This window comes from Hydrogenophaga sp. OTU3427, from assembly GCF_038440225.1.
Taxonomy (GTDB): Bacteria; Pseudomonadota; Gammaproteobacteria; order Burkholderiales; family Burkholderiaceae_C; genus Hydrogenophaga.
Map to the genome: position 1 here is coordinate 228296 of NZ_JASATI010000002.1, position 19176 is coordinate 247471.

The 19176-nt window shown below is 67.3% G+C and carries 18 protein-coding genes; 10 read left to right on the forward strand and 8 right to left on the reverse strand.

The genetic code is table 11. The annotated features are described in order from the left end of the window. Window positions 1–12: 12 nt before the first annotated feature. From AAHB17_RS02180 to AAHB17_RS02190, 3 genes are all read left to right on the forward strand, one after another. The gene (locus AAHB17_RS02180) at window positions 13–1524 is read left to right on the forward strand and encodes a tripartite tricarboxylate transporter permease (protein ID WP_342128786.1); all 1512 of its coding nucleotides are present in this window, start codon (window positions 13–15) and stop codon (window positions 1522–1524) included. 76 nt (window positions 1525–1600) lie between these two features. Then, entirely contained in the window at window positions 1601–2257 is a 657-nt protein-coding gene (locus tag AAHB17_RS02185; RefSeq protein ID WP_342128787.1) for an ankyrin repeat domain-containing protein, read from the forward strand. A gap of 126 nt (window positions 2258–2383) precedes the next feature. Then, entirely contained in the window at window positions 2384–2671 is a 288-nt protein-coding gene (locus AAHB17_RS02190; RefSeq protein ID WP_342128788.1) for a VF530 family protein, read from the forward strand. 17 nt (window positions 2672–2688) lie between these two features. Here the strand turns inward: AAHB17_RS02190 and AAHB17_RS02195 are convergent, their stop codons facing one another. Then, window positions 2689–3447 carry a FadR/GntR family transcriptional regulator gene (locus tag AAHB17_RS02195; protein WP_342128821.1) on the reverse strand — a complete coding sequence of 253 codons (759 nt, stop codon included), beginning with the start codon at window positions 3445–3447 and terminating at the stop codon, window positions 2689–2691. A gap of 177 nt (window positions 3448–3624) precedes the next feature. On the opposite strand from AAHB17_RS02195, the gene AAHB17_RS02200 reads away from it, so the two are divergent. From AAHB17_RS02200 to kdgD, 6 genes are all read left to right on the forward strand, one after another. Continuing rightward, window positions 3625–4434, forward strand: a complete 810-nt coding sequence (locus tag AAHB17_RS02200) for an NAD-dependent epimerase/dehydratase family protein (protein WP_342128789.1) — start codon at window positions 3625–3627, stop codon at window positions 4432–4434. Next, window positions 4434–5315, forward strand: coding sequence for an SMP-30/gluconolactonase/LRE family protein (locus tag AAHB17_RS02205; protein WP_342128791.1), 882 nt, complete (start codon window positions 4434–4436; stop codon window positions 5313–5315). The genes AAHB17_RS02200 and AAHB17_RS02205 overlap by 1 nt, the downstream gene beginning before the upstream one ends. A 57-nt stretch (window positions 5316–5372) precedes the next feature. Continuing rightward, window positions 5373–6338 (forward strand): TRAP transporter substrate-binding protein, encoded by a 966-nt coding sequence (locus tag AAHB17_RS02210; protein WP_342128792.1) that lies wholly within the window; start codon window positions 5373–5375, stop codon window positions 6336–6338. Between the two features lie 97 nt (window positions 6339–6435). Continuing rightward, window positions 6436–6924, forward strand: a complete 489-nt coding sequence (locus AAHB17_RS02215) for a TRAP transporter small permease (protein ID WP_342128794.1) — start codon at window positions 6436–6438, stop codon at window positions 6922–6924. Further along, window positions 6915–8210, forward strand: coding sequence for a TRAP transporter large permease (locus AAHB17_RS02220; protein ID WP_342128796.1), 1296 nt, complete (start codon window positions 6915–6917; stop codon window positions 8208–8210). The genes AAHB17_RS02215 and AAHB17_RS02220 overlap by 10 nt, the downstream gene beginning before the upstream one ends. A 57-nt stretch (window positions 8211–8267) precedes the next feature. After that, window positions 8268–9179, forward strand: a complete 912-nt coding sequence (gene kdgD / locus AAHB17_RS02225; protein ID WP_342128823.1) for a 5-dehydro-4-deoxyglucarate dehydratase — start codon at window positions 8268–8270, stop codon at window positions 9177–9179. Here kdgD and AAHB17_RS02230 read toward each other — a convergent pair. From AAHB17_RS02230 to AAHB17_RS02260, 7 genes are all read right to left on the reverse strand, one after another. Continuing rightward, entirely contained in the window at window positions 9157–11724 is a 2568-nt protein-coding gene (locus tag AAHB17_RS02230; protein ID WP_342128798.1) for an EAL domain-containing protein, read from the reverse strand. The genes kdgD and AAHB17_RS02230 overlap by 23 nt on opposite strands. A 92-nt stretch (window positions 11725–11816) precedes the next feature. Beyond that, entirely contained in the window at window positions 11817–12590 is a 774-nt protein-coding gene (locus AAHB17_RS02235) for a hypothetical protein (protein WP_342128800.1), read from the reverse strand. Window positions 12591–12714: 124 nt separating this feature from the next. After that, on the reverse strand, window positions 12715–13497 hold the full coding sequence (locus AAHB17_RS02240) for a CoxG family protein (protein ID WP_342128802.1): 783 nt from the start codon (window positions 13495–13497) through the stop codon (window positions 12715–12717). Beyond that, window positions 13487–13963, reverse strand: a complete 477-nt coding sequence (locus tag AAHB17_RS02245; RefSeq protein WP_342128804.1) for a (2Fe-2S)-binding protein — start codon at window positions 13961–13963, stop codon at window positions 13487–13489. Before AAHB17_RS02245 ends, AAHB17_RS02240 begins: the two co-directional genes overlap by 11 nt. Before the next feature lie 10 nt (window positions 13964–13973). Further along, a complete protein-coding gene (locus AAHB17_RS02250) occupies window positions 13974–14840 on the reverse strand; it encodes an FAD binding domain-containing protein (RefSeq protein WP_342128806.1) in 867 nt (288 codons plus the stop codon). Beyond that, entirely contained in the window at window positions 14833–17133 is a 2301-nt protein-coding gene (locus tag AAHB17_RS02255) for a xanthine dehydrogenase family protein molybdopterin-binding subunit (protein WP_342128807.1), read from the reverse strand. The genes AAHB17_RS02250 and AAHB17_RS02255 overlap by 8 nt, the downstream gene beginning before the upstream one ends. 123 nt (window positions 17134–17256) lie before the next feature. After that, complete coding sequence (locus tag AAHB17_RS02260; protein ID WP_342128808.1) at window positions 17257–18240, reverse strand: Bug family tripartite tricarboxylate transporter substrate binding protein; 984 nt, start codon at window positions 18238–18240, stop codon at window positions 17257–17259. 240 nt (window positions 18241–18480) lie between these two features. On the opposite strand from AAHB17_RS02260, the gene AAHB17_RS02265 reads away from it, so the two are divergent. Continuing rightward, window positions 18481–19029 (forward strand): MarR family winged helix-turn-helix transcriptional regulator, encoded by a 549-nt coding sequence (locus tag AAHB17_RS02265; RefSeq protein ID WP_342128810.1) that lies wholly within the window; start codon window positions 18481–18483, stop codon window positions 19027–19029. Window positions 19030–19176: the final 147 nt, after the last annotated feature.

The window sequence follows — 19176 nt, forward strand, 5'->3', positions numbered from 1 at the left end:
AAAGAGACACAGATGGAACTGTTCAACAACCTGGCGCTGGGGTTTGGCGTTGCCTTCACCTTCCAGAACCTGATCTATGCCTTCATCGGCTGCCTGCTGGGCACGCTGATCGGTGTGTTGCCCGGCATCGGCCCGGTCGCCACCATCGCCATGCTGCTGCCCGCCACCTACGCGCTGCCCCCGGTGGCCGCGCTGATCATGCTCGGCGGCATCTACTACGGTGCCCAGTATGGTGGCTCGACCACCGCCATCCTGGTCAACCTGCCGGGCGAATCGTCGTCGGTGGTGACCGTGATCGACGGCTATCAGATGGCGCGCAAGGGCAGGGCGGGGCCCGCGCTGGCCGCGGCCGGCCTGGGTTCCTTCTTCGCGGGCTGCGTGGGCACGCTGATCCTGGCCGCCTTCGCGCCGCCGCTGACCGAAGTGGCCTTCAAGTTCGGTCCCGCCGAGTACTTCTCGCTGATGGTGCTGGGCCTGATCGGTGCCGTGGTGCTGGCCTCGGGTTCGCTGCTCAAGGCGGTGGCCATGATCGTGCTGGGCCTGCTGCTGGGCCTGGTCGGTACCGACGTGAACTCGGGCGTGGCACGCTACAGCTTCGGCATCCCCGAACTGACCGACGGCATCAACTTCATCGTGATCGCCATGGGTGTGTTTGGCTACGGTGAAATCGTGAGCAACCTGTCGCAACCCGCAGAAGACCGCGAAGTCTTCACCGGCAAGGTGACCGGCATCTTCCCCACGGGCGAAGACTTCCGCAACATGATTCCCGCCGTGCTGCGCGGCACGGCCCTGGGCTCGGCCCTGGGCATCCTGCCCGGTGGTGGTGCGCTGCTGGCCGCTTTTGCCGCCTATACCATCGAGAAGAAGACCAAGCTGCGCCCGGGCGAAGTGCCCTTCGGCCAAGGCAACATCCGCGGCGTGGCCGCGCCGGAATCGGCCAACAACGCCGGTGCCCAGACCTCCTTCATTCCGCTGCTGACCCTGGGTATTCCGCCCAACGCCGTGATGGCCCTGATGGTGGGTGCGATGACCATCCACAACATCCAGCCTGGCCCCCAGGTGATGACCAGCAACCCCGAGCTGTTCTGGGGCCTGATCGCCTCGATGTGGATCGGCAACGCCATGCTGGTGATTCTGAACCTGCCGCTGATCGGCATGTGGATCAAGCTGCTGACCGTGCCCTACCGCTGGCTGTTCCCGGCCATCGTGCTGTTCTGCGCCATCGGTGTGTACTCCACCAACAACAACACCTTCGACGTCTGGCTGGTCGGTGCCTTTGGCTTCATCGGCTACCTGTTCATCAAGCTGGGGTGTGAACCGGCTCCCTTGCTGCTGGGCTTCATCCTTGGCCCGATGATGGAAGAGAACCTGCGGCGCAGCCTGCTGCTGTCGCGCGGTGACTGGTCGGTGTTTGTCACCCGGCCGCTGTCCGCCAGCCTGCTGGCCGCCGCGCTGCTGCTGCTGATCGTCGTGCTGTCGCCGTCGATCAAGAAGAAACGCGAAGAGGCTTTCGTCGAGGATTGACCTGATGCCAGCCTGTCTGTCCCCAGACATCGAGGGGCCCCTGAAAAGGGGCCCCTTTTTTGCTCGCCGGACCCTGTTGCACGCGTTGGGTGCGGCTGCCGTTTCCGTCTGGATGGGGGAGGCCGGGGCCAACTCGTTCGACGACTTCTTTCGCGCCATCGCCTCGGATTCTCCGCAAGTCCTCCAGGCGCTGGCGGCCCGAGGTTTCGATCTGAACACCCGCAACGACAAGTTCGAGCCGCCCCTGTGGCTTGCCTTGCGTGCCGGTTCACTCAAGGTGGCGGATTTCCTGATCGATCGGCCCGACGTGGACGTGGAGGCGCGCAACGCCAAGGACGAAAGCGCGCTGATGATGGCGGCCCTCAAGGGCCACCTGCCGCAGGCGCAGGCGCTCATACGGCGTGGCGCGCACGTCAACAAGCCCGGCTGGACACCGTTGCATTACGCCGCCACGGCCGACGTCGCCACGGCGCCGGCCCTGGTGGAACTGATGCTGGAACACCACGCCTACATCGATGCGGTGTCGCCCAACGGCTCGACGCCGCTGATGCTGGCCGCCATGTACGGCAACGCCAAAGTCGTGCCCATCCTGCTGGACGGCGGTGCCGACCCGACGTTGAAAAACGACCAAGGACTGACCGCGGTTGATTTTGCCCACCGGGCCGGCCGACCCACCGAAGCCGAGCGGGTGGCCGCCGCGATACGCGCGCGCGCGCCCAAGGGACGTTGGTAGCGGGCCCTTGACCCGTTTGAGAGTTGGTCTTCGGGGACACATGAGATCCTCATGCCCTTGTTTATATTTAACATAATATACATCGTAGAATATTATGGAGCGGATGACTGCGGTTACAGTCCACCCATGGTCGACCCCAACGCCCCCGCCGACGATGGCCAACCGCCAGCCGCGCAACCCGCCACGCAGGCGCGCAACCCCTTGCATGGCATCACCCTCGAAGCCATGCTGGTGGCGCTCGAAGCACACTATGGCTGGTTTCGCCTGAGCGAGCAGATTCCCATCCGCTGTTTTGCCATCGACCCCAGCGTCAAGTCCAGCCTGGCCTTCTTGCGCAAGACGCCCTGGGCGCGCGCCAAGGTGGAAAGTCTCTATCTCTTCATGCTGCGCGAGCAAAAGCGCGGGCGCCGCTGAGCAACCGGCGGCAGGCGTCAGCCCGACTGGGCCTGTGACCGCCGCAGCCGTTCCCGGCTGTTGCTCAGGTGGGTCCGCATGGCGGCACGGGCCAGGTCGGACTGCTGGTCGCGGATCGCGACGAAGATGCTCTGGTGCTCTGCGTGCACGCGCTGCAGGTAGGCCAGTCGGCCTTCGGACGCGTGCTGTGCGGTCTTGATGCGGGTGCGCGGGATGATCATGGTGCCCAGGTAGGTCATCAGGTCCTCGAAGTGCCGGTTGCCGGTGGCACGGGCCACTTCCATGTGGAACTGGAAGTCCGATGGCACGGCGTCCGAATCCTCGCGGATCGAAGCCTCGAAGTTGTCCAGCGCCTCCTGCATGGCCTGCAGGTTCAACGGGCTGCGGCGCTGCGCGGCCAGACCCGCGGCCTCGGTCTCCAGGCTGATGCGCAGCTCCAGCACCGAGATGACATCGGCCACGGTGGCGAAGTCCTCGGCCGCGATGCGGAAAGTGCCAGCCTCGGGAGCCTCCACCACGAATGTACCGATGCCGTGGCGTGTTTCGACCGCGCCCGATGCCTGCAGCCGTGAAATGGCCTCACGCACCACCGTGCGGCTGACCTCGAATCGCTCCATCAGGGCCGATTCGGTCGGAAGCTTGTCGCCGGGGACCAGGCGACCATCACGCATGTCCTGTTGCAGCTGTGCCACGATTTCAGGCACCAGCCCGCGCGGACGCCGGGCGCGCGTCGCCCCCGAAGGCTTGGCCGCCTCGCCTGGCATCAGGGTTTTCATCAGTTCCATGCAAACGTCCTTGACAAGAAGGCTTCATTTTCTCAAAATCCAGTTGTCAGACAACGTATGACCGACAACCCACAAGAAACACTGTAGCAAAGCCGCCAACAAAGTCCAAGGACTTCCACCACTGGCCCACCGCTTTCACGACATTTCAACGCACACGCGACCGACACCATGCCTCTTCAGATCCACGACAAACTGCTGCTCACCGGCGCCGCCGGCGCTCTCGGCAAAGCCCTGCGCACCCGGCTCAAGGCCAACTGCAAGGTGTTGCGCCTGTCCGACCTGAACGATGTGGGCGCCGCGGAAGATGGTGAAGAAGTCATGCAGGCCGACCTGGGTGATGCCCAGGCGGTGGACCGCGCGGTGGCCGGCGTGAGCGCCATCGTGCACCTGGGCGGCTATTCGGTCGAGGGGCCGTTTGCCCCCATCCTGCAGGCCAACATCGTCGGCGCCTACAACCTGTACGAGGCCGCGCGCAAACACGGCGTGCGCCGCGTGGTGTTCGCCAGCTCCAACCACGTGACCGGCTTCTACCGCCAGTGCGACACCATCACCGCCGACCACCCTCCCCGCCCGGATGGCCTCTACGGCATCAGCAAGGCCTTCGGTGAGGACTTGTCGCGTTTCTATTTCGACCGCTACGGCATCGAGACGGCCTGTGTGCGCATCGGTTCGTCCTTCCCCGAGCCCAAGGACCGCCGCATGCTCGCCACCTGGCTGAGCTACGACGACCTGCACCGCCTCATCAGCGCCTGCCTGGACACGCCGGTGCTGGGCCATTCCATCATCTTTGGGGTGTCCGACAACGCGGTCACCTGGTGGGACAACAGCCGCGCCAAACACGTGGGCTACCGGCCGCAAGACAGCTCCGACGTGTTCCGCGACGCCGTCTACGCCCGCACCAGCGCGCCCGATCTGAGCGATCCGGCCGCCATCTACCAGGGCGGGGCCTTCGTCAAGGCCGGTCCGTTCGAGCAGTGATGCAAGCCGAACTCATCGCCGACACCCGCTGTGGCACCGGTGAAAGTCCGGTCTGGGTCGCGAGCGAACAGGCTTTGTATTGGGCGGACATCCCCACCGGGCGCTTGTGGCGCTGGCAGGCCGGCGCCCTGAGCCACTGGCAGGGCGACGAGATGCTGGCCTGCATGGCGCATTCGGCCGATGGACAGGCTTGGGTGGCCGGCATGCAGTCGGGCCTGTTCCAGCTGAGCGCGCAGGACGACGACAAGCTCGCCGCACACCGCCTGGCCGAGGTGGCCCATGCGCGCGCAGGCATGCGCTTCAATGATGGCCGTTGCGATCGCCAAGGCCGCTTCTGGGCCGGCACCATGTTGATGGACATGGCGGCGGCCGCGCCCGTGGGCAAGCTCTACCGCTACAGCGCGGCCGACGGCCTGCGTGAAATGCTGGACGGCTTCATCACCCCCAACGGATTGGGCTTCAGCCCCGACGGCCGCACCATGTACCTGTCGGACTCCCACCCCACGGTGCAGGCCATCTGGGCCTTTGACTACGACACCGACACCGGCACGCCGCACAACCGGCGCCTGTTCGTCGACATGAAACCCCTGCCCGGCCGTCCCGATGGCGCGGCGGTCGACGCCGACGGCTGCTACTGGATCTGCGGCAACGACGCCGGCCTGGTGCACCGTTTCACACCCGATGGCCGGCTCGATCGTTCGCTGCCGGTGCCGGTCAAAAAGCCGGCCATGTGCGCCTTCGGCGGCGCCGGCTTTGACACCCTGTTCGTCACTTCCATCCGGCCCGACGGCATCGACCTGTCGGACCAGCCGCTGGCCGGTGGCGTGTTCGCCCTCCATCCAGGCGTGAGGGGCCTGGAAGAGCCTGCCTGCCGGACCTGAGGTCCGACTGGCCCCCTCCCCCACCTCAACGATTCACCCAACCACAACGGAGACACCATGAAAACACTGCCCACCCTGCTTGTCAGCCTGCTGGCCCTGGCCGGCCTGACCGCGCAGGCCGCCGAATTCCGCTCGGCCGACATCCACAACGCCGACGACTACCCCACCGTGGTGGCCGTCAAGCATATGAGTGAGCTGCTCGACAAGCGCAGCGGCGGCAAATACAAAATCAAGGTCTTCAACAAGGGCGCCCTGGGCACCGAGAAAGAGACCATCGACCAGCTCAAGATCGGTGCGCTGGAGATGACGCGTGTGAACATCAGCCCGATGAACAGCGTCTGCCCGCTCACGCAGGTGCCGACCATGCCCTTCCTGTTCCGCTCCGTCGACCACATGCGCAAGAGCCTGGACGGCCCAGTGGGCGAGGAAATCCTCAAGAGTTGCGAGTCGGCCGGCTTCGTTGGCCTGGCCTTCTATGACAGCGGTGCCCGCTCCATCTACGCCAAGAAGCCGATCAAGACCGTGGCCGACGCCAAGGGCCTGAAGATCCGCGTGCAGCAGTCCGACCTGTGGGTGGCCCTGGTGGGCGCCATGGGTGCCAACGCCACGCCCATGCCCTATGGCGAGGTCTACACCGGCCTCAAGACCGGGCTGATCGATGCGGCCGAGAACAACATCCCCTCGTTCGACACCGCCAAGCACTTCGAAGCCGTCAAGGTCTATTCCAAGACCGAGCACTCGATGGCACCCGAGATGCTGCTGATGTCCAAGGTGGTCTGGGACAAGCTGTCCAAGGCCGACCAGGACCTGTTCCGCGTGGCGGCCAAGGAATCGGTGGCGTTCCAGCGCCAGAAATGGGACGAGCAGGAAGGCAAGTCGCTCGCCAGCGTGAAGGCCGGCGGCGCCCAGATCGTCGACGTGGACAAGGCCTCCTTCCAGGCCGTCATGGGCCCGGTGTACGACAAGTTCATGACCACGCCCGACATGAAGCGCCTGGTCAAGGCGGTGCAAGACACCAAGTAAGCGTCGGCCAGTCCCCTTCATTGCCGTCCCCGTTCTGGGGCCGGTCCGTGTTCGCGCGGCACCATGCGGTGACCGCGCGGGCACCAAGGAATCCCATATGTTCAGCAAATTCTGCGCGGCCATGTCCAAGCTGAGCCTGATGCTGGCCGTGATCGGTCTGATCGCGGTCGTGCTCTGCGTGCAGTGGCAGGTCATCGGTCGCTACATCTTCAACGACACCCCCACCTGGGCCGAAGCACTGGCCATGCTGCTGGTGCTGTTCGTCACCGCCTTTGGGCTGGCGGTTGGCGTGCGCGACGCCGGCCACATCGGCCTCGAGTCGCTCGTCGGTCTGCTGCCTGAGGCGTGGCAACACCGCATCGAGATCCTGATCCACCTGCTGGTGGGCAGCTTCGGCGTCCTCATGACCACCAGTGGCTGGCAGTGGGCGACCGCCAAATGGGCTGAGAAAAAACCCATGTTGCCGGTGCCAGATGGCATCGACTACGTGCCCATCGTCATCGCCGGCAGCCTGATCGTGCTGTTTTCCATCGAACACGTCGTCGCCCTGCTGCGCGGCACCCATGTGGAGCCCTCATGGAACTGACCATACTCGCGGCGAGTTTCACCGTCCTGCTGTTGCTGGGCGTGCCGGTCGCCTTCGCCATCGGCCTGTCGTCGGTCGCCACCATCATCGCGGCCGGCCTGCCCATTGCCATCGTCTTCCAGAAGATGGTGGGCGGCATGCAGGTTTTCAGCTTCCTGGCCATTCCCTTCTTCGTGTTCGCCGGTGAGCTCATGCTCTACGGTGGCATCGCCGACCGCATCGTGCGCTTCGCCAACAGCCTGGTAGGCCACGTGCGCGGCGGCCTGGGCATGAGCAACGTGCTGGGCTGCACCATTTTTGGCGGCATCGCCGGCTCGCCGCTGGCCGACGTGTCGGCCATCGGGTCGGTGATGATTCCGCTGATGAAGAAGGAAGGCTACGACGCCGACTACGCGGTCAACGTGACCACCCATGCGGCCCTGGTCGGCGCCATCATGCCCACCTCGCACAACCTGATCATCTTCACGCTGGCCACTGCGGGCATCGCCTCGGTCAGCGTGTTGGGCCTGATCCTGGCGGGCCTGATTCCGGCCATCATCCTCACGCTGTGCAACCTCGCGGCGGCCTACTACGTGGCGGTCAAGCGCGGCTACCCGGTGCATGGCCAATTCCCTGGCTGGGCCATGGTGCTGAGCGCCTTCCTGGCCGCCCTGCCCGGCCTGTTCGTGGTGGTCATCATCCTGGGCGGCATCCTCTCGGGCGTGTTCACCGCCACCGAGTCGGCGTCGATTGCCGTGGCCTGGGCCCTGCTCGTCACGGTGTTCGTCTACCGCAGCCTGAGTTGGCACAACTTCATGAAAGCCTGCGCCAAGGCCTGCAAGACCACCGGCGTGGTGCTGCTGTTGATCGGCATCTCCAGTGCCTTCGGTTACTTCATGGCGCTGTACGAGGTCCCGCAGAAGACCGGCGAACTGATGCAGTCCATCTCCACCAGCCCTTGGGTCATCTTCCTGCTGATCAACCTGCTGCTGTTCGTGCTGGGCACCTTCCTGGACATGGCGGCCACCATCCTGATCTGCACGCCCATCTTCATGCCCATCGCCATGCATTTCGGCATGGACCCGATGCAGTTCGGGATCGTCATGCTGATCAACTGCGCGCTGGGTCTGAACACCCCGCCGGTGGGCTCGGTGCAGTTTGTCGGCTGTGCGATCGGCGAGATATCGGTCGGGCAGGTGATGCGCACCATCGGCCCGTTTTATGGCGCGCTGGGCGCGACCCTGCTGCTCGTCACCTACGTGCCCGCGTTCTCGCTCTGGCTGCCCAACCTGGTGCTGTCCAAATAAGTGCCATTTGCTGGCGCCTTCTCCTCATATTTCACCCGCAAGGAAAACACCGTGAACATCACGCCCCAAGAACTCAAGACCATCATGTCCAGCGGCCTGCTGTCCTTCCCGCTGACCGACTTCGACGCCAACGGCGAATTCGATGCGAAGGGCTATGCCAGCCGCCTCGAATGGCTGGCCCCCTACGGCGCCAGCGCGCTGTTCGCCGCCGGCGGCACGGGCGAGTTCTTTTCGCTGACCGGCGACGAATACCCGGCCATCATCAAGACGGCGGTGCAGACCTGCGCCGGCAAGGTGCCCATCATCGCCGGCGCTGGCGGCCCCACCCGCTTCGCCATTCAGTGCGCCCAGGAAGCCGAGCGCCAGGGCGCCCACGGCGTGCTGCTGCTGCCGCACTACCTGACCGAAGCCGGTCAGGAAGGCCTGATCGCCCACGTCGAGGCGGTCTGCAAGAGCGTGAAGTTCGGTGTCATCGTCTACAACCGCAACGTCTGCCGGCTCACCCCCGAGTCGCTGACCACCCTGGCCAAGCGCTGCCCCAACCTGATCGGGTTCAAGGACGGTGTCGGCGACATCGAGGCCATGATGTCCATTTACCTGGCCATGGGCGACCGCTTCGCCTACCTGGGTGGCCTGCCCACGGCCGAGGTCTATGCCGCCGCCTACAAGGCGCTGGGCACGCCCGTTTACTCGTCGGCGGTGTTCAACTTCATTCCCAGGACGGCGATGGATTTCTACGAAGCCGTGCGCACCGACGACCACGCCACCCAGCACCGCCTGCTCAAGCAGTTCTTCATGCCCTACCTGGACATCCGCAACAAGGGCCAGGGATATGCCGTGAGCATCGTCAAGGCCGGCGCCGCGCTGATGGGCCACTCCGCTGGCCCGGTGCGCGCGCCGCTGACCGACCTCAAGCCCGATGAAATGGACGCGCTGGGCGCGCTGATCAAGGGCCTGGGCCCGCAATAAGCGGGCGCGAGCGCAGCCAGGTCTCGAAGCGGTCCACCGGCGCCGGCCTGGCAAACAGGTAGCCCTGGCAGTTGTGGCAGCCGCTTTGCGCCAACAGGGCGCGCTGCGCTTCCTCTTCCACCCCTTCTGCCAGAAGTTCGATGCCGAACTTCTGGGCGATGCCGATGATGGCCTCGACGATCACCCATTCGCGCCGGCGCTGGCCATCCGCTCCCTGCTTCACGAACGACTGGTCGATCTTGACCTCGTCGAAGGGCAGCTTGGACAGGTAGGACAGCGACGAGTAGCCGGTGCCGAAATCGTCCATCGAGAAACGCAGGCCCATGGCCTTGATCTGCCGCATGCGGGCCACCGCATCGTCCAGGTCGGCCAGCACCAGGCTTTCCGTCAGCTCCAGCATCAGCAGCCTGTGGTCGATCGGATGGGTGTCGAGCAGCACCCGGAGCTTGTCCACGAAATCCGGCTGGTAGAACTGGCGCGCGCTGACGTTGACCGAGATGCGCAGGCCACGCAGGGCCGGGTCGGCACCGGGCGCCTGCCACCGATGCAGCTGGCGGCAGGCCTGTTGCAGCACCCAGTCGCCCAGCGCCTCGATGTGCCCGGTTTCCTCGGCCAGCGGGATGAACTCGGCCGGTGACACCTGCCCGTGTTCGGGGTGGTGCCAGCGCAGCAGCGCCTCGACCCCGATCACCGCGTTGTCCGCGCCCACCTGCGGCTGGTAGTGCAGGCTCAGTTGCGACGGTTCGGCCGTCAGGGCGTCGCGCAAGGCGCGTTCCAGCGCAAAGCGCCGCCGCATGCCGGCGTCCATCTGCGGGTCGAACAGGCACACACCGTCGCCGCGTCCGCGCTTGGCGTGTGCCACGGCGACCTCGGCCCGCTTGAGCCACTCCTCGGCGGGGACCTCGGCCGCCACGGTCTCGTCGTCCAGCACGCTCACGCCGACGCTCAGCGTGCAGCCATGCAGGTGCCCACCCAGGTCATAGGGTGGGCTCAGGCGCGCCAGCACATCCGTGGCCAGCTGCAGCGCCAAAGGGGCCGCCATCGCCGTCTCTTGTGGCAGCCGCGTGCACAGGACGACGAACTCATCGCCGCTGAGCCGTCCCACGTGGCAGCCCGGCACCGGTGGGTGCAGCAGGCGTTGGCCGGCCTGGGCCAGCAGGCGGTCGCCGGCCCCATGGCCCAGGGTGTCGTTGAGCTGCCGGAACCGGTCGAAATCGATCACCAGCAAGGCATGGCCATGGGGCACCAGGCCATGCTGGCGGCAGGCCTCCTCGAGCAACTGCCGGACCTTGCTGCGGTTGAACACCTGGGTCAGCGGGTCGTGGTAGGCCAGCCGTTCGATGGTCGCCTCGGCCCGCTTGCGTTCCGTGATGTCGGTGATGAAGCCGCTCCAGACCACGGCCGCCCCGTCGCGCTGCGGCGTGGCGTTGCCATGCACCCAGCGCACCCCGCCGTCGGGCCGCATCAGCCGGAATTCGATGCTCCAGACCTGGAGCGTGCGGGCCGACGCGTGGATCGAGTCCAGCACCGCGTCCCGTTCATCCGCATGGACCTGGGCCAGGGCCGGCAATGCGTCGCGCCGGGCTTCATCCGGGCTGAGGTCGAAGATGTCGCGGATCGCTTCGCTGGCATAGGGGAAGGAAAAACCGCCGTCGGGGCCGAGCCGGAACTGGTAGACCAGCCCGGGCACGCGCTCGGCGATCTGCTGCAGGCGATCCGAGATCATTTGCGCCCGCTGCGCCGACACCTGGATCGCCTGCTCGGCCGACAACAGCCGGGCGGTCATGCCCACGGCCACGGTGGCGATCAGCAGGATGGCCACCGCCACCGCCACGGCCAGCAAACCCAGGGTTTCCTTGCCCATCACCGCGCCCGGGGCCCCCACCGTGCCGGTGGCGGGGAGGTAGACCGTGGCCTGCATGGCCACATAGTGCATGCTGGCCACCGCGCCCCCCATGACCGCCGAACTCAGCAGCGCCGCCAGGGTGCGCCGCTGCATGCGGGCCAGCAGCCAGGGCCGGATGGCCAGCGAGACCACGGCCAGCAACACCGCCAGCACGATGGACGACACGAACAGGCCGGGTTGGTAGAAGCGCCGCGCCGGCATCACCATGGCGGCCATGCCGATGTAGTGCATGGCACCGATGCCCAGGCCCATCAGCGTGCCCCCCAGCAGGATGGCCGGCCAGCGCTGGCGCCGGGACGCCACCACCTGCAGCGTGATGGCGGCGGCGGCCACCGCCGGCAGGATGGACCACAGCGTCAGGCCAACGTGGTAGTTCACCCGCACCGGCAGCTCCAGCGCCATCATGCCGGTGAAATGCATGGCCCAGACCCCCAGCCCCATGGCGAGCGCGCCGCTGGCATGCCACAGGTACCGCCACATCGGCGTCGATGCCATGCGCATCAGGCGCGAATGGTCCAGGCTGGCATGGGCCGCCAGCACGGCGATGGCCAGCGACAGGGCCACCATCGCCATGGAGTGGCTGCCCGCCAGGATCGGGCCTGGCGAGCTTGTCTCTTGGATGAAGGCCAGGACCTGCATTCGACTCCTCTGACGTGGTGCCGGGAATTTACAGCAGAAGCCCACCGCCGCCACGGCATCGCACCGTGGCACGCTGGTGGTTCAACGGCGCTTCAGTCCGCGGCGGCCAGCTTGCCGCGGTCGACGCAGCTTTCCCCGGTCGAGTACCGCATGGTGTATTCCATGTTGATGAAATCGTCGACCTTGCGCAGGTCCGAGATCTCGATGGTGCCGGCCAGCCCGCCGCTGCAGCTGAAGTTCCCGGAGCCGCCAAGGATGGAGCCCTTCTGCGACAGCGGCACGGTGTAGTTGCAGGTCATGCCGTCCAGGCTTTGCTGGGTGAAGCTGTAGCTGCTGCCGCTCTTGGTGGCGCTCAAATAGCCGCCGGTGTCGTAGCTGCCGTTGTTGGACGAGGATTGGCAGGACGACAGCGTGCCCGTGGCCGCGTAGGGGCGCACGCCGCTCAGGTCGACGTTGGCGAAGGTGTAGCGTTGCAGGCTGATGGTGCCGCTCTTGCCTTCGAAGCTGTAGGTGAAGAGCGCGGCATTGCTGGCGCTGAAGGTGATCGATGCACTGCCCACCGCCGTGGCGGACACGTTGGCGGGGTTGAAGGACGGGCCGGGTGCCGGACCTGCCGTGCGGTAGAGCGTGCCCGAGAGCTGGTCGCCACTGAGGTTGCCCGCCAGTTGCAGGAAGGTTGCCTTGCCGTCGTCACCGTAGAGGAACCACATGACGAACAGCGTGTTTTCCTGGTGGCCGATGTTGAAGCCCATGCCGCTCTTGGCTGGGTCCCACCACCAGTCCTGGTATTTGCCGGAGCTGGCGTGGGCGCTGGCGGTGGCCGCCAGCAACAGAACAAACACCAGCCGCTTGAGTGCAGACAACATGGGCGATTCCTTGTGTAAATAACAAGTCGCCATGTTAGGGCCTGTCAACACTGTTTTTTTCCAGTGCGAATGGGGTTGACAGGCCCTGGCCCGCCACAACATCCGTTGGCAGCTGAAACGGCCTTCACCGCACCACTTCACGCAGCCAGGCGCGGCATTCGGCCACGGCGGCCAGCGGCCAGTCCACCGTCACCACACCGTCGGCGCGGCGCACCTCGACATGGATGAACGGACCCGCAGCGGGCCGGGCGCCGGCGCCCAGCAGGCGGGCCAGCCAGCCCGGTTGTTCGAGCTGCCGGGTGTCCACGGCGCTGCCGTTGACCTGGACCGCCGTGGGCGCGGCCGGTGGTGGCGCCACGTTGGGGGCTGGCGCGGCCGCCGTGGGTGCCGTGGGTGCCGTGGGTGTGGCGGTCGCTGGTGTGTCCACGGGTGCCACCCCCGCAGCGGGCGCTGCCGCCACGCTGCCGTTGAGCCGGGCCAGGAGGTTTTGACTGAACTCGTCCCACATGCGGTCGGCCTTGGTTTTCATCACGCTCAGACCGAAGGTGCCCAGGCGGCCCAGCACGTCCACCGTGACCTTGATGCGCAGCTCGGTCTGGCCGTCGGGCCCTTCGGTCAGGAAAATCTCGCTTTGCTGCTTGAGCGAACTGGCCACCGAGGCGTCCTCGCCCGTGCCCTCGGTGCGCAGGTAGTGCGGCGCGCGCTGCTCGACGATGGTGGTGCGCAGCTTGAATTTCGCGCTCACGAAGGCGATCTTGACGTGGATCACCGAGACGTATTCCACGTCGCTGATCACGTCGATGGACTGCATGCCGGGCACGCAGCCGCCCATCACCTGGGGATCGAGCAGCAGGGCCCACACGGTGGCGGCCGGTGCGGCCACGCTCAAGGTTTTTTCAATTTCCATGCATTTTCTCCGCCGCGTTCAACACGGACTCAACGATCTGGGTGTAGCCGGTGCAACGGCACAGGTTGCCACTGAGGCCATGGCGCACCTCGGCCTCGGTGGGACGGGGTTGGCGCGCCAGCAGCGCGCAGGAGCTCATCAGGAAGCCGGGCGTGCAATAGCCGCACTGCAGGCCGCCGCACTGCATGAAGCTCTCCTGCAGCGGGTGCAGCACACCGCCCTGCCCCAGGCCCTCGACCGTGGTGATGCTGCAGCCCCGGGCCTGCACCGCCAGCGACAGGCAGGACTTGACCACCTCGCCGTCGACCAGCACCGAGCAGGCGCCGCAGGTGCCGGTCTCGCAGCCGCGCTTGGTGCCGGTCAGGTGCAGGTCGTCGCGCAGGAAGTCCGACAGCATGCGGCGCGCTGGCACCTCCATGCTGACGGCTTCGCCGTTGACCGTGAGGTCTATCTTGTGTTGGCTCATGGGATGTCCTTCAGTGCTCGGCCAGGCCGAACAGCCGGGCGATGCTGCGGCGGGCGACCACGCGCACCATGTCGCGCCGGTAGTCGGCGCTGCCGCGCTGGTCGTTCAGGGGATCGATGTCGGCCGCCACGATGTCGGCGGCCTCGGCGGCCACGGCCGGCGTGATGGCCCGCCCGCGCAGAAAGTCCTCGGCACGGGCCACGCGCCCGGGCACCGGCGTGGAGGCGCCGACCACCAGGCGCGCGTCCAGGCAGGTCACGCCCTGGCGCCGCGTGGCCAGGGCCACGTTGACCAGGGGACGGTGCTCGGCCGCGGTGCGCAGGTGCCGGGTGTAGAGGCCGGCGTGTTCCGGCGCGGGCGGCGGCACGCGGATCTCCAGCACCAGTTCGTCGGGCTCCAGCGCGGTCACGTAGTAGTCGACCAGGAAGTCGGCGATGGGCAGCACCCGTTCGCCGCGCGTGCTGCCCAGCACCACGCTGGCGTCCAGCGCCATCAGGCAGCTGGGCGGGTCGGTGGCGGGGTCGGCGTAGCAGAGGTTGCCGCCCACGGTGCCCTGGTGGCGCACCTGCGGGTTGGCCATCTGCGCGGCCATGGCCGCCAGCATGGGGTAGTGGCGCAGCACGGCCTCGCTGCGGCCGACGTCGCTGTGGCGGGACAGGGCGCCGATGCGCAGGCCCTGAGCGGCATCGAAGTCGACCCCACGCAGGCCCGGGATGCGGGCCAGCGACACGATGTGGCTGGGCACCAGCATGCGCTGGCGCATGGCCAGCATCAGCGCCGTGCCGCCGGCCATGGCGCGGCAGTCCTCGCCGAGGTCGGCCAGCATGCGGCTGGCCTCGGCCACCGTCGTCGGCTCCAGGAAATCAAAGTCACGCATGGTGGGTGCCCTCCTGGGCACGGGCTTGCCGCAGCGCGGCCAGCACCTTTTCGGGGGTGATGGGCAGGTCGGTGATGCGCACGCCCACGGCGTCGAACACCGCGTTGGCGATGGCCGGCGCGCCGGGCAGGATGGCGGTCTCGCTGGCACCCTTGGCGCCGTAGGGGCCGTTGGGGTCCATCGATTCGACGATGCCGCTCTCCAGCATGGGCAGGGCGTCGGCGGTGGGCATGGTGTAGTCGGCGAAGTTGCCGTTGACCATGCGCCCGCCCTCCACCTGCAGGTGCTCGTACAGCGTCCAGCCGATGGCCTGGGCCACCGCGCCGTTGCTCTGGCCATGGATGGCCATGGGGTTGAGGGCCTTGCCGCAGTCGTCGCTGACCACGCTGCGCAGCACGCTCACCTGGCCGGTTTCGGTGTCCACCTCGACCTCCACGGCCTGGGCGGCGAAGGAATAGGCCGGGGCGATGTTGCCGTAGACCTGGTCGTCGTGCATGCGGGTCCGGGCGTCCCAGCTGCCGCTGGCGCGCAGGCCTTCGCCGCCGTGGCGCCACACGTGCAGGCGCGCCAGCTGGGCCACGGGCAGTTGCCGGTCGGGGTCGGCGGCCACGCACACGGCACCGGCCCGCAGTTCCAGCTGGTCCACCGGCAGCTGCAGCTCCTCGGCCGCCAGCGCCAGCAGCTTGTCGCGGGCCGCGCGGGCGGCCGCCAGGGCGGCGTTGCCCGCCGCGATGGTGGTGCGCGAGGCCAGCGCGCCGATGGCGATGGGCGAGTGGTCGGTATCGGGCGGGACCACGTGCATGTGGTCCAGCGGCAGGTCCAGCTCGTGGGCCACGATCTGGCTCAGCATGGTCATGGCGCCCTGCCCCACGTCGGCCTCGCCGCTGTGGATGAAGACACGGCCGTCCTCGTTGAGCTGCACCACCACGGTGGAACCGTCCCAGTTGCCGATGGTGCGGTTGCCGCTCACGTGCATGGCCGCAGCCATGCCCAGCCCACGGCGTTTGCTTCCCTTCACCGCGTCACGCGGGGCGGCGCGGTGAGCGGCCCAGCCCACGGCTTCGGTGCACTGGTCTATGCAGTCCCGCAGGCCGGTGCTGCCGATCTCCCAGCCGTGGACCGAGGTCTCGCCGGCGCCGATGGCGTTGAGTTTGTGGATGGCGACCGGGTCCAGACCGAGCCGGCGGGCCATGGTGTCGATGTGGCTGTTGAGCGCGAACAGCATCTGCGTGCCGCCAAAACCCCGGAAGGCGCCATGCACCGGCATGTGCGTGTAGACCAGCGTGGCGTGCGAGCGCACGTTGGGGTTGCGGTGCATGTTGTCGCTGCGCATGGCGCTCACGTGCATGACCTCGGGCGCCAGGCCGCAGTAGGCGCCGCAGTCGGCGACGATGCGCACCTCCTTGGCGACGATCTGGCCGTCGCGCTTCATGCCCAGCTTGAGGGTGATGTGCTCGGGCACGCTGGACGGCGCGGCCAGGAAGTCCTCCAGCCGGTTGTTGACCAGGCGCACCGGGCGCCGTGTCTTGAGCGCCAGCAGGCCGGCGATCAGGTTGTTGGCGTCCTCCACCATCTTGCCGCCGAAGCCGCCGCCGGTGGTGGCCTGGTGCACCCGCACCTGCGACACGGGCAGTTCCAGCGCACCCGCCAGGCGCACGCGGGCCAGCGAGGCCGAATGGGTGGAGGTCCAGACCTCCAGCCGGCCGCTGGCGTCGATGCGGGCGACGCTGGCCATGGGCTCCAGGTAGCCCGGGTACTGCGAATGGGTGGTGTAGGTGGCCTCGTGCACCAGATCGGCCGAGGCAAAGCCGGCGTCCACGTCGCCCCGGTGGAAGCGGATCTCGTGGGCGATGTTGTTGCGGCCGGGGTGGATGCCAGGGGCGGCCTCGTCCAGCGCCTCCTCGGGCGTGAGGATGGCGGGCAGCTCCTCGTACTCGATCTCGATCAGGTCCAACGCGTCGCGGGCGATCTCGTCGGTGCTGGCGGCCACGGCGACCACTTCCTCTCCGGCGAAGCGCACCACGCCCTCGGCCAGGATGCGGCGCTCCTTTTGATGCACGCCCCACATAGCGCGCGGCGCGTCGGCCCCCGTCAGCACCGCCTTGACGCCGGGCAGCGCCAGCGCCGCACGGGTGTCGATGCGCACGATGCGCGCGTGCGGATACGGGCTGCGCAGCACCTTGCCATGCAACATGCCGGGCAGCTTGAGGTCGCCCGCGTACAAGGCCTGGCCTTGCACCTTGGCCCGGTGGTTGACCTGCGGGGTGTCACGCCCCAGTGTGGATGTGTTCATAAGAGATGTACTCGATGCACCAACCGCGCTCCCCAGCCGGGGGCACCGCCGATCCGGCTCCGCCGGTCGGCCAGTGCCGCCCCCTGGGGGGTGACGCGCTGCAAGCGCGGCGCGGAGGGGGGGTCAATCAGCCGTCACGCCCAGTTCCTTGATGACCTTGCCCATCACCTCGAAGTCCGAGGCGTTGGTGCGGCGCAGCACCTCGGGCGCGCCGCCCTCGGGCAAGGCGCCAAAGGTGGCCAGCTTCTCCACCACCTCGGGCATCTTCAGGATCTCGTTGAAATGGCCGTTGAGCAGCTTGACCACGTCGGCCGGCGTGCCCTTGGGCGCGAAGAAGCCGGCCCAGGCGCCCACCACCACGTCCTTGTGGCCCAGCTCCACCAGGGTGGGCAGGTTGGGCGCCAGGGACGAGCGCTTGGCGTCGGCAATCGCCAGCGGCACCAGGCGGCCGCTGCTGGTGTACTGCGACACCGCGCCCAGCGTGACCCAGGCGGTGTTGACGTGGCCGGCCACCACGTCCACCACCGATGGCCCCACGCCACGGTAAGGCACGTGGGTGATCTTGACGCCGGCCGAGCGGTTCAGCCATTCGGCCACCACGTGCATGGGCGAGCCGGCACCCGGCGTGGCATAGGTCAGGGGCTTGCCGCCCTTGGCGGCGGCGATCATCTCGGGGATGGTCTTGAAGCCGACGCCCGGGTGGGCCACCAGCACCAGCGGCTGGGTCGAGGTCTTGATGATGGGCTCGAAACCGTTGAGCACGTCGTAGCTCGCGCTGGTCGAGAGCTTCATCACCATGGGCGCGGTGGTGAAGGGGTTGGGCGTGAACAGCAGGGTGTAGCCGTCGGCCGGGGCGCGGCCCACCAGCGAGTTGCCCAGGGTGCCGCCGGCGCCGGGCTTGTTGTCCACGATCACGGTCTGCTTCAGGCGCTGCGACAGCTTCTCGGCCAGCATGCGGGCGGTGGCGTCGGTGTCACCGCCCGGGGGGTAGGCCACCACCACGGTGATGGGCTTGGTGGGATAGGCCTGGGCCAGGGCCGCGGGGGCCACGGTGGCACAGGCGGCCGCGATGGCGCTGGACAGGATCAGTCGGCGGTCAAACTTCATCGAAAACTCCAGGTGGGTGGAACAAGCGGCGGGCCAGAAACCTTGCATGCCCATTCAGTTGGGGCTCTGAATGATTTACAAATGAAACGGCACATCATGATCGAAACGCCAGACGATCATAAAAGTTATTGTTGATGCATCAACTAAGGGTAAACACTTAAATTTGACTTATCAACAACAAAAGCGACCGGCGGTTGGCCTGAAATGCTCCGCACCGCCCCCTGTGGAACAATTCCGCCCATGAGCACCGACACCCCGCCCGCGACCGGCCCCCTGCGCGCCCCTGCGCCTGCCACGCCCTGCCCCTGGGACACCCTGGACGAGGCCGGCACCGGCCTGATCGTCGAGCATTTCCTCACCACCACCATGAGCCGCGTGGGCAACGCCCTGCGCCGCACCATCACCGTGCCCTATGCGGACGCCTTCCAGATCACGGTGACCGAGTGGCGCATGCTGTCGGTGCTGGCGCACGCCCACACCCTGCCCTTCGCGCAACTGGTCACGGCCTCGGCCACCGACAAGGCCCTGGTCAGCCGCACGCTGCGCCTGCTCGAATCGCGTGGCCTGGTGGCCATCGCCGCCGAAGGCCACACGCCGCGCAAGAAGCTGCTGTGCACCATCACCCCCGAAGGCCAGGCCCTGCACGACCAGATCATTCCGATCGCCCGCCAGCGCCAGGCCGCCGTGCTGCGGGTGCTGAGCCCGGAGGAACGCCGCGTCTTGTTCACCGCCCTGGGCAAGCTGCACCAGCATTGCGTGAACACCACGCAACTGGACGACGAGGAATAGACGGCAAAAAGGGCGGCCCGGGGGGGCCCGGGGGTTGGGCCGCCCGCCCGCCCCGGCCAACGCCCCCCAACACCCCGGGGGGGGTGCCCGCGCCCCCCGGGGCGCCGGCGCGGGGGCCCCCGGGGGGGTTTTGGACCACCCCCGGCG

Bases quoted from the DNA above. Each gene is read 5' to 3' on its own strand.
- AAHB17_RS02180 (WP_342128786.1), top strand. From the start codon at position 13: ATGGAACTGTTCAACAACCTGGCGCTGGGGTTTGGCGTTGCCTTCACC.
- AAHB17_RS02190 (WP_342128788.1), top strand. From the start codon at position 2,384: ATGGTCGACCCCAACGCCCCCGCCGACGATGGCCAACCGCCAGCCGCG.
- AAHB17_RS02195 (WP_342128821.1), bottom strand. From the start codon at position 3,447: ATGAAAACCCTGATGCCAGGCGAGGCGGCCAAGCCTTCGGGGGCGACG.
- AAHB17_RS02200 (WP_342128789.1), top strand. From the start codon at position 3,625: ATGCCTCTTCAGATCCACGACAAACTGCTGCTCACCGGCGCCGCCGGC.
- AAHB17_RS02205 (WP_342128791.1), top strand. From the start codon at position 4,434: ATGCAAGCCGAACTCATCGCCGACACCCGCTGTGGCACCGGTGAAAGT.
- AAHB17_RS02210 (WP_342128792.1), top strand. From the start codon at position 5,373: ATGAAAACACTGCCCACCCTGCTTGTCAGCCTGCTGGCCCTGGCCGGC.
- AAHB17_RS02215 (WP_342128794.1), top strand. From the start codon at position 6,436: ATGTTCAGCAAATTCTGCGCGGCCATGTCCAAGCTGAGCCTGATGCTG.
- AAHB17_RS02220 (WP_342128796.1), top strand. From the start codon at position 6,915: ATGGAACTGACCATACTCGCGGCGAGTTTCACCGTCCTGCTGTTGCTG.
- AAHB17_RS02230 (WP_342128798.1), bottom strand. From the start codon at position 11,724: ATGCAGGTCCTGGCCTTCATCCAAGAGACAAGCTCGCCAGGCCCGATC.
- AAHB17_RS02235 (WP_342128800.1), bottom strand. From the start codon at position 12,590: ATGTTGTCTGCACTCAAGCGGCTGGTGTTTGTTCTGTTGCTGGCGGCC.
- AAHB17_RS02240 (WP_342128802.1), bottom strand. From the start codon at position 13,497: ATGGAAATTGAAAAAACCTTGAGCGTGGCCGCACCGGCCGCCACCGTG.
- AAHB17_RS02245 (WP_342128804.1), bottom strand. From the start codon at position 13,963: ATGAGCCAACACAAGATAGACCTCACGGTCAACGGCGAAGCCGTCAGC.
- AAHB17_RS02250 (WP_342128806.1), bottom strand. From the start codon at position 14,840: ATGCGTGACTTTGATTTCCTGGAGCCGACGACGGTGGCCGAGGCCAGC.
- AAHB17_RS02255 (WP_342128807.1), bottom strand. From the start codon at position 17,133: ATGAACACATCCACACTGGGGCGTGACACCCCGCAGGTCAACCACCGG.
- AAHB17_RS02260 (WP_342128808.1), bottom strand. From the start codon at position 18,240: ATGAAGTTTGACCGCCGACTGATCCTGTCCAGCGCCATCGCGGCCGCC.
- AAHB17_RS02265 (WP_342128810.1), top strand. From the start codon at position 18,481: ATGAGCACCGACACCCCGCCCGCGACCGGCCCCCTGCGCGCCCCTGCG.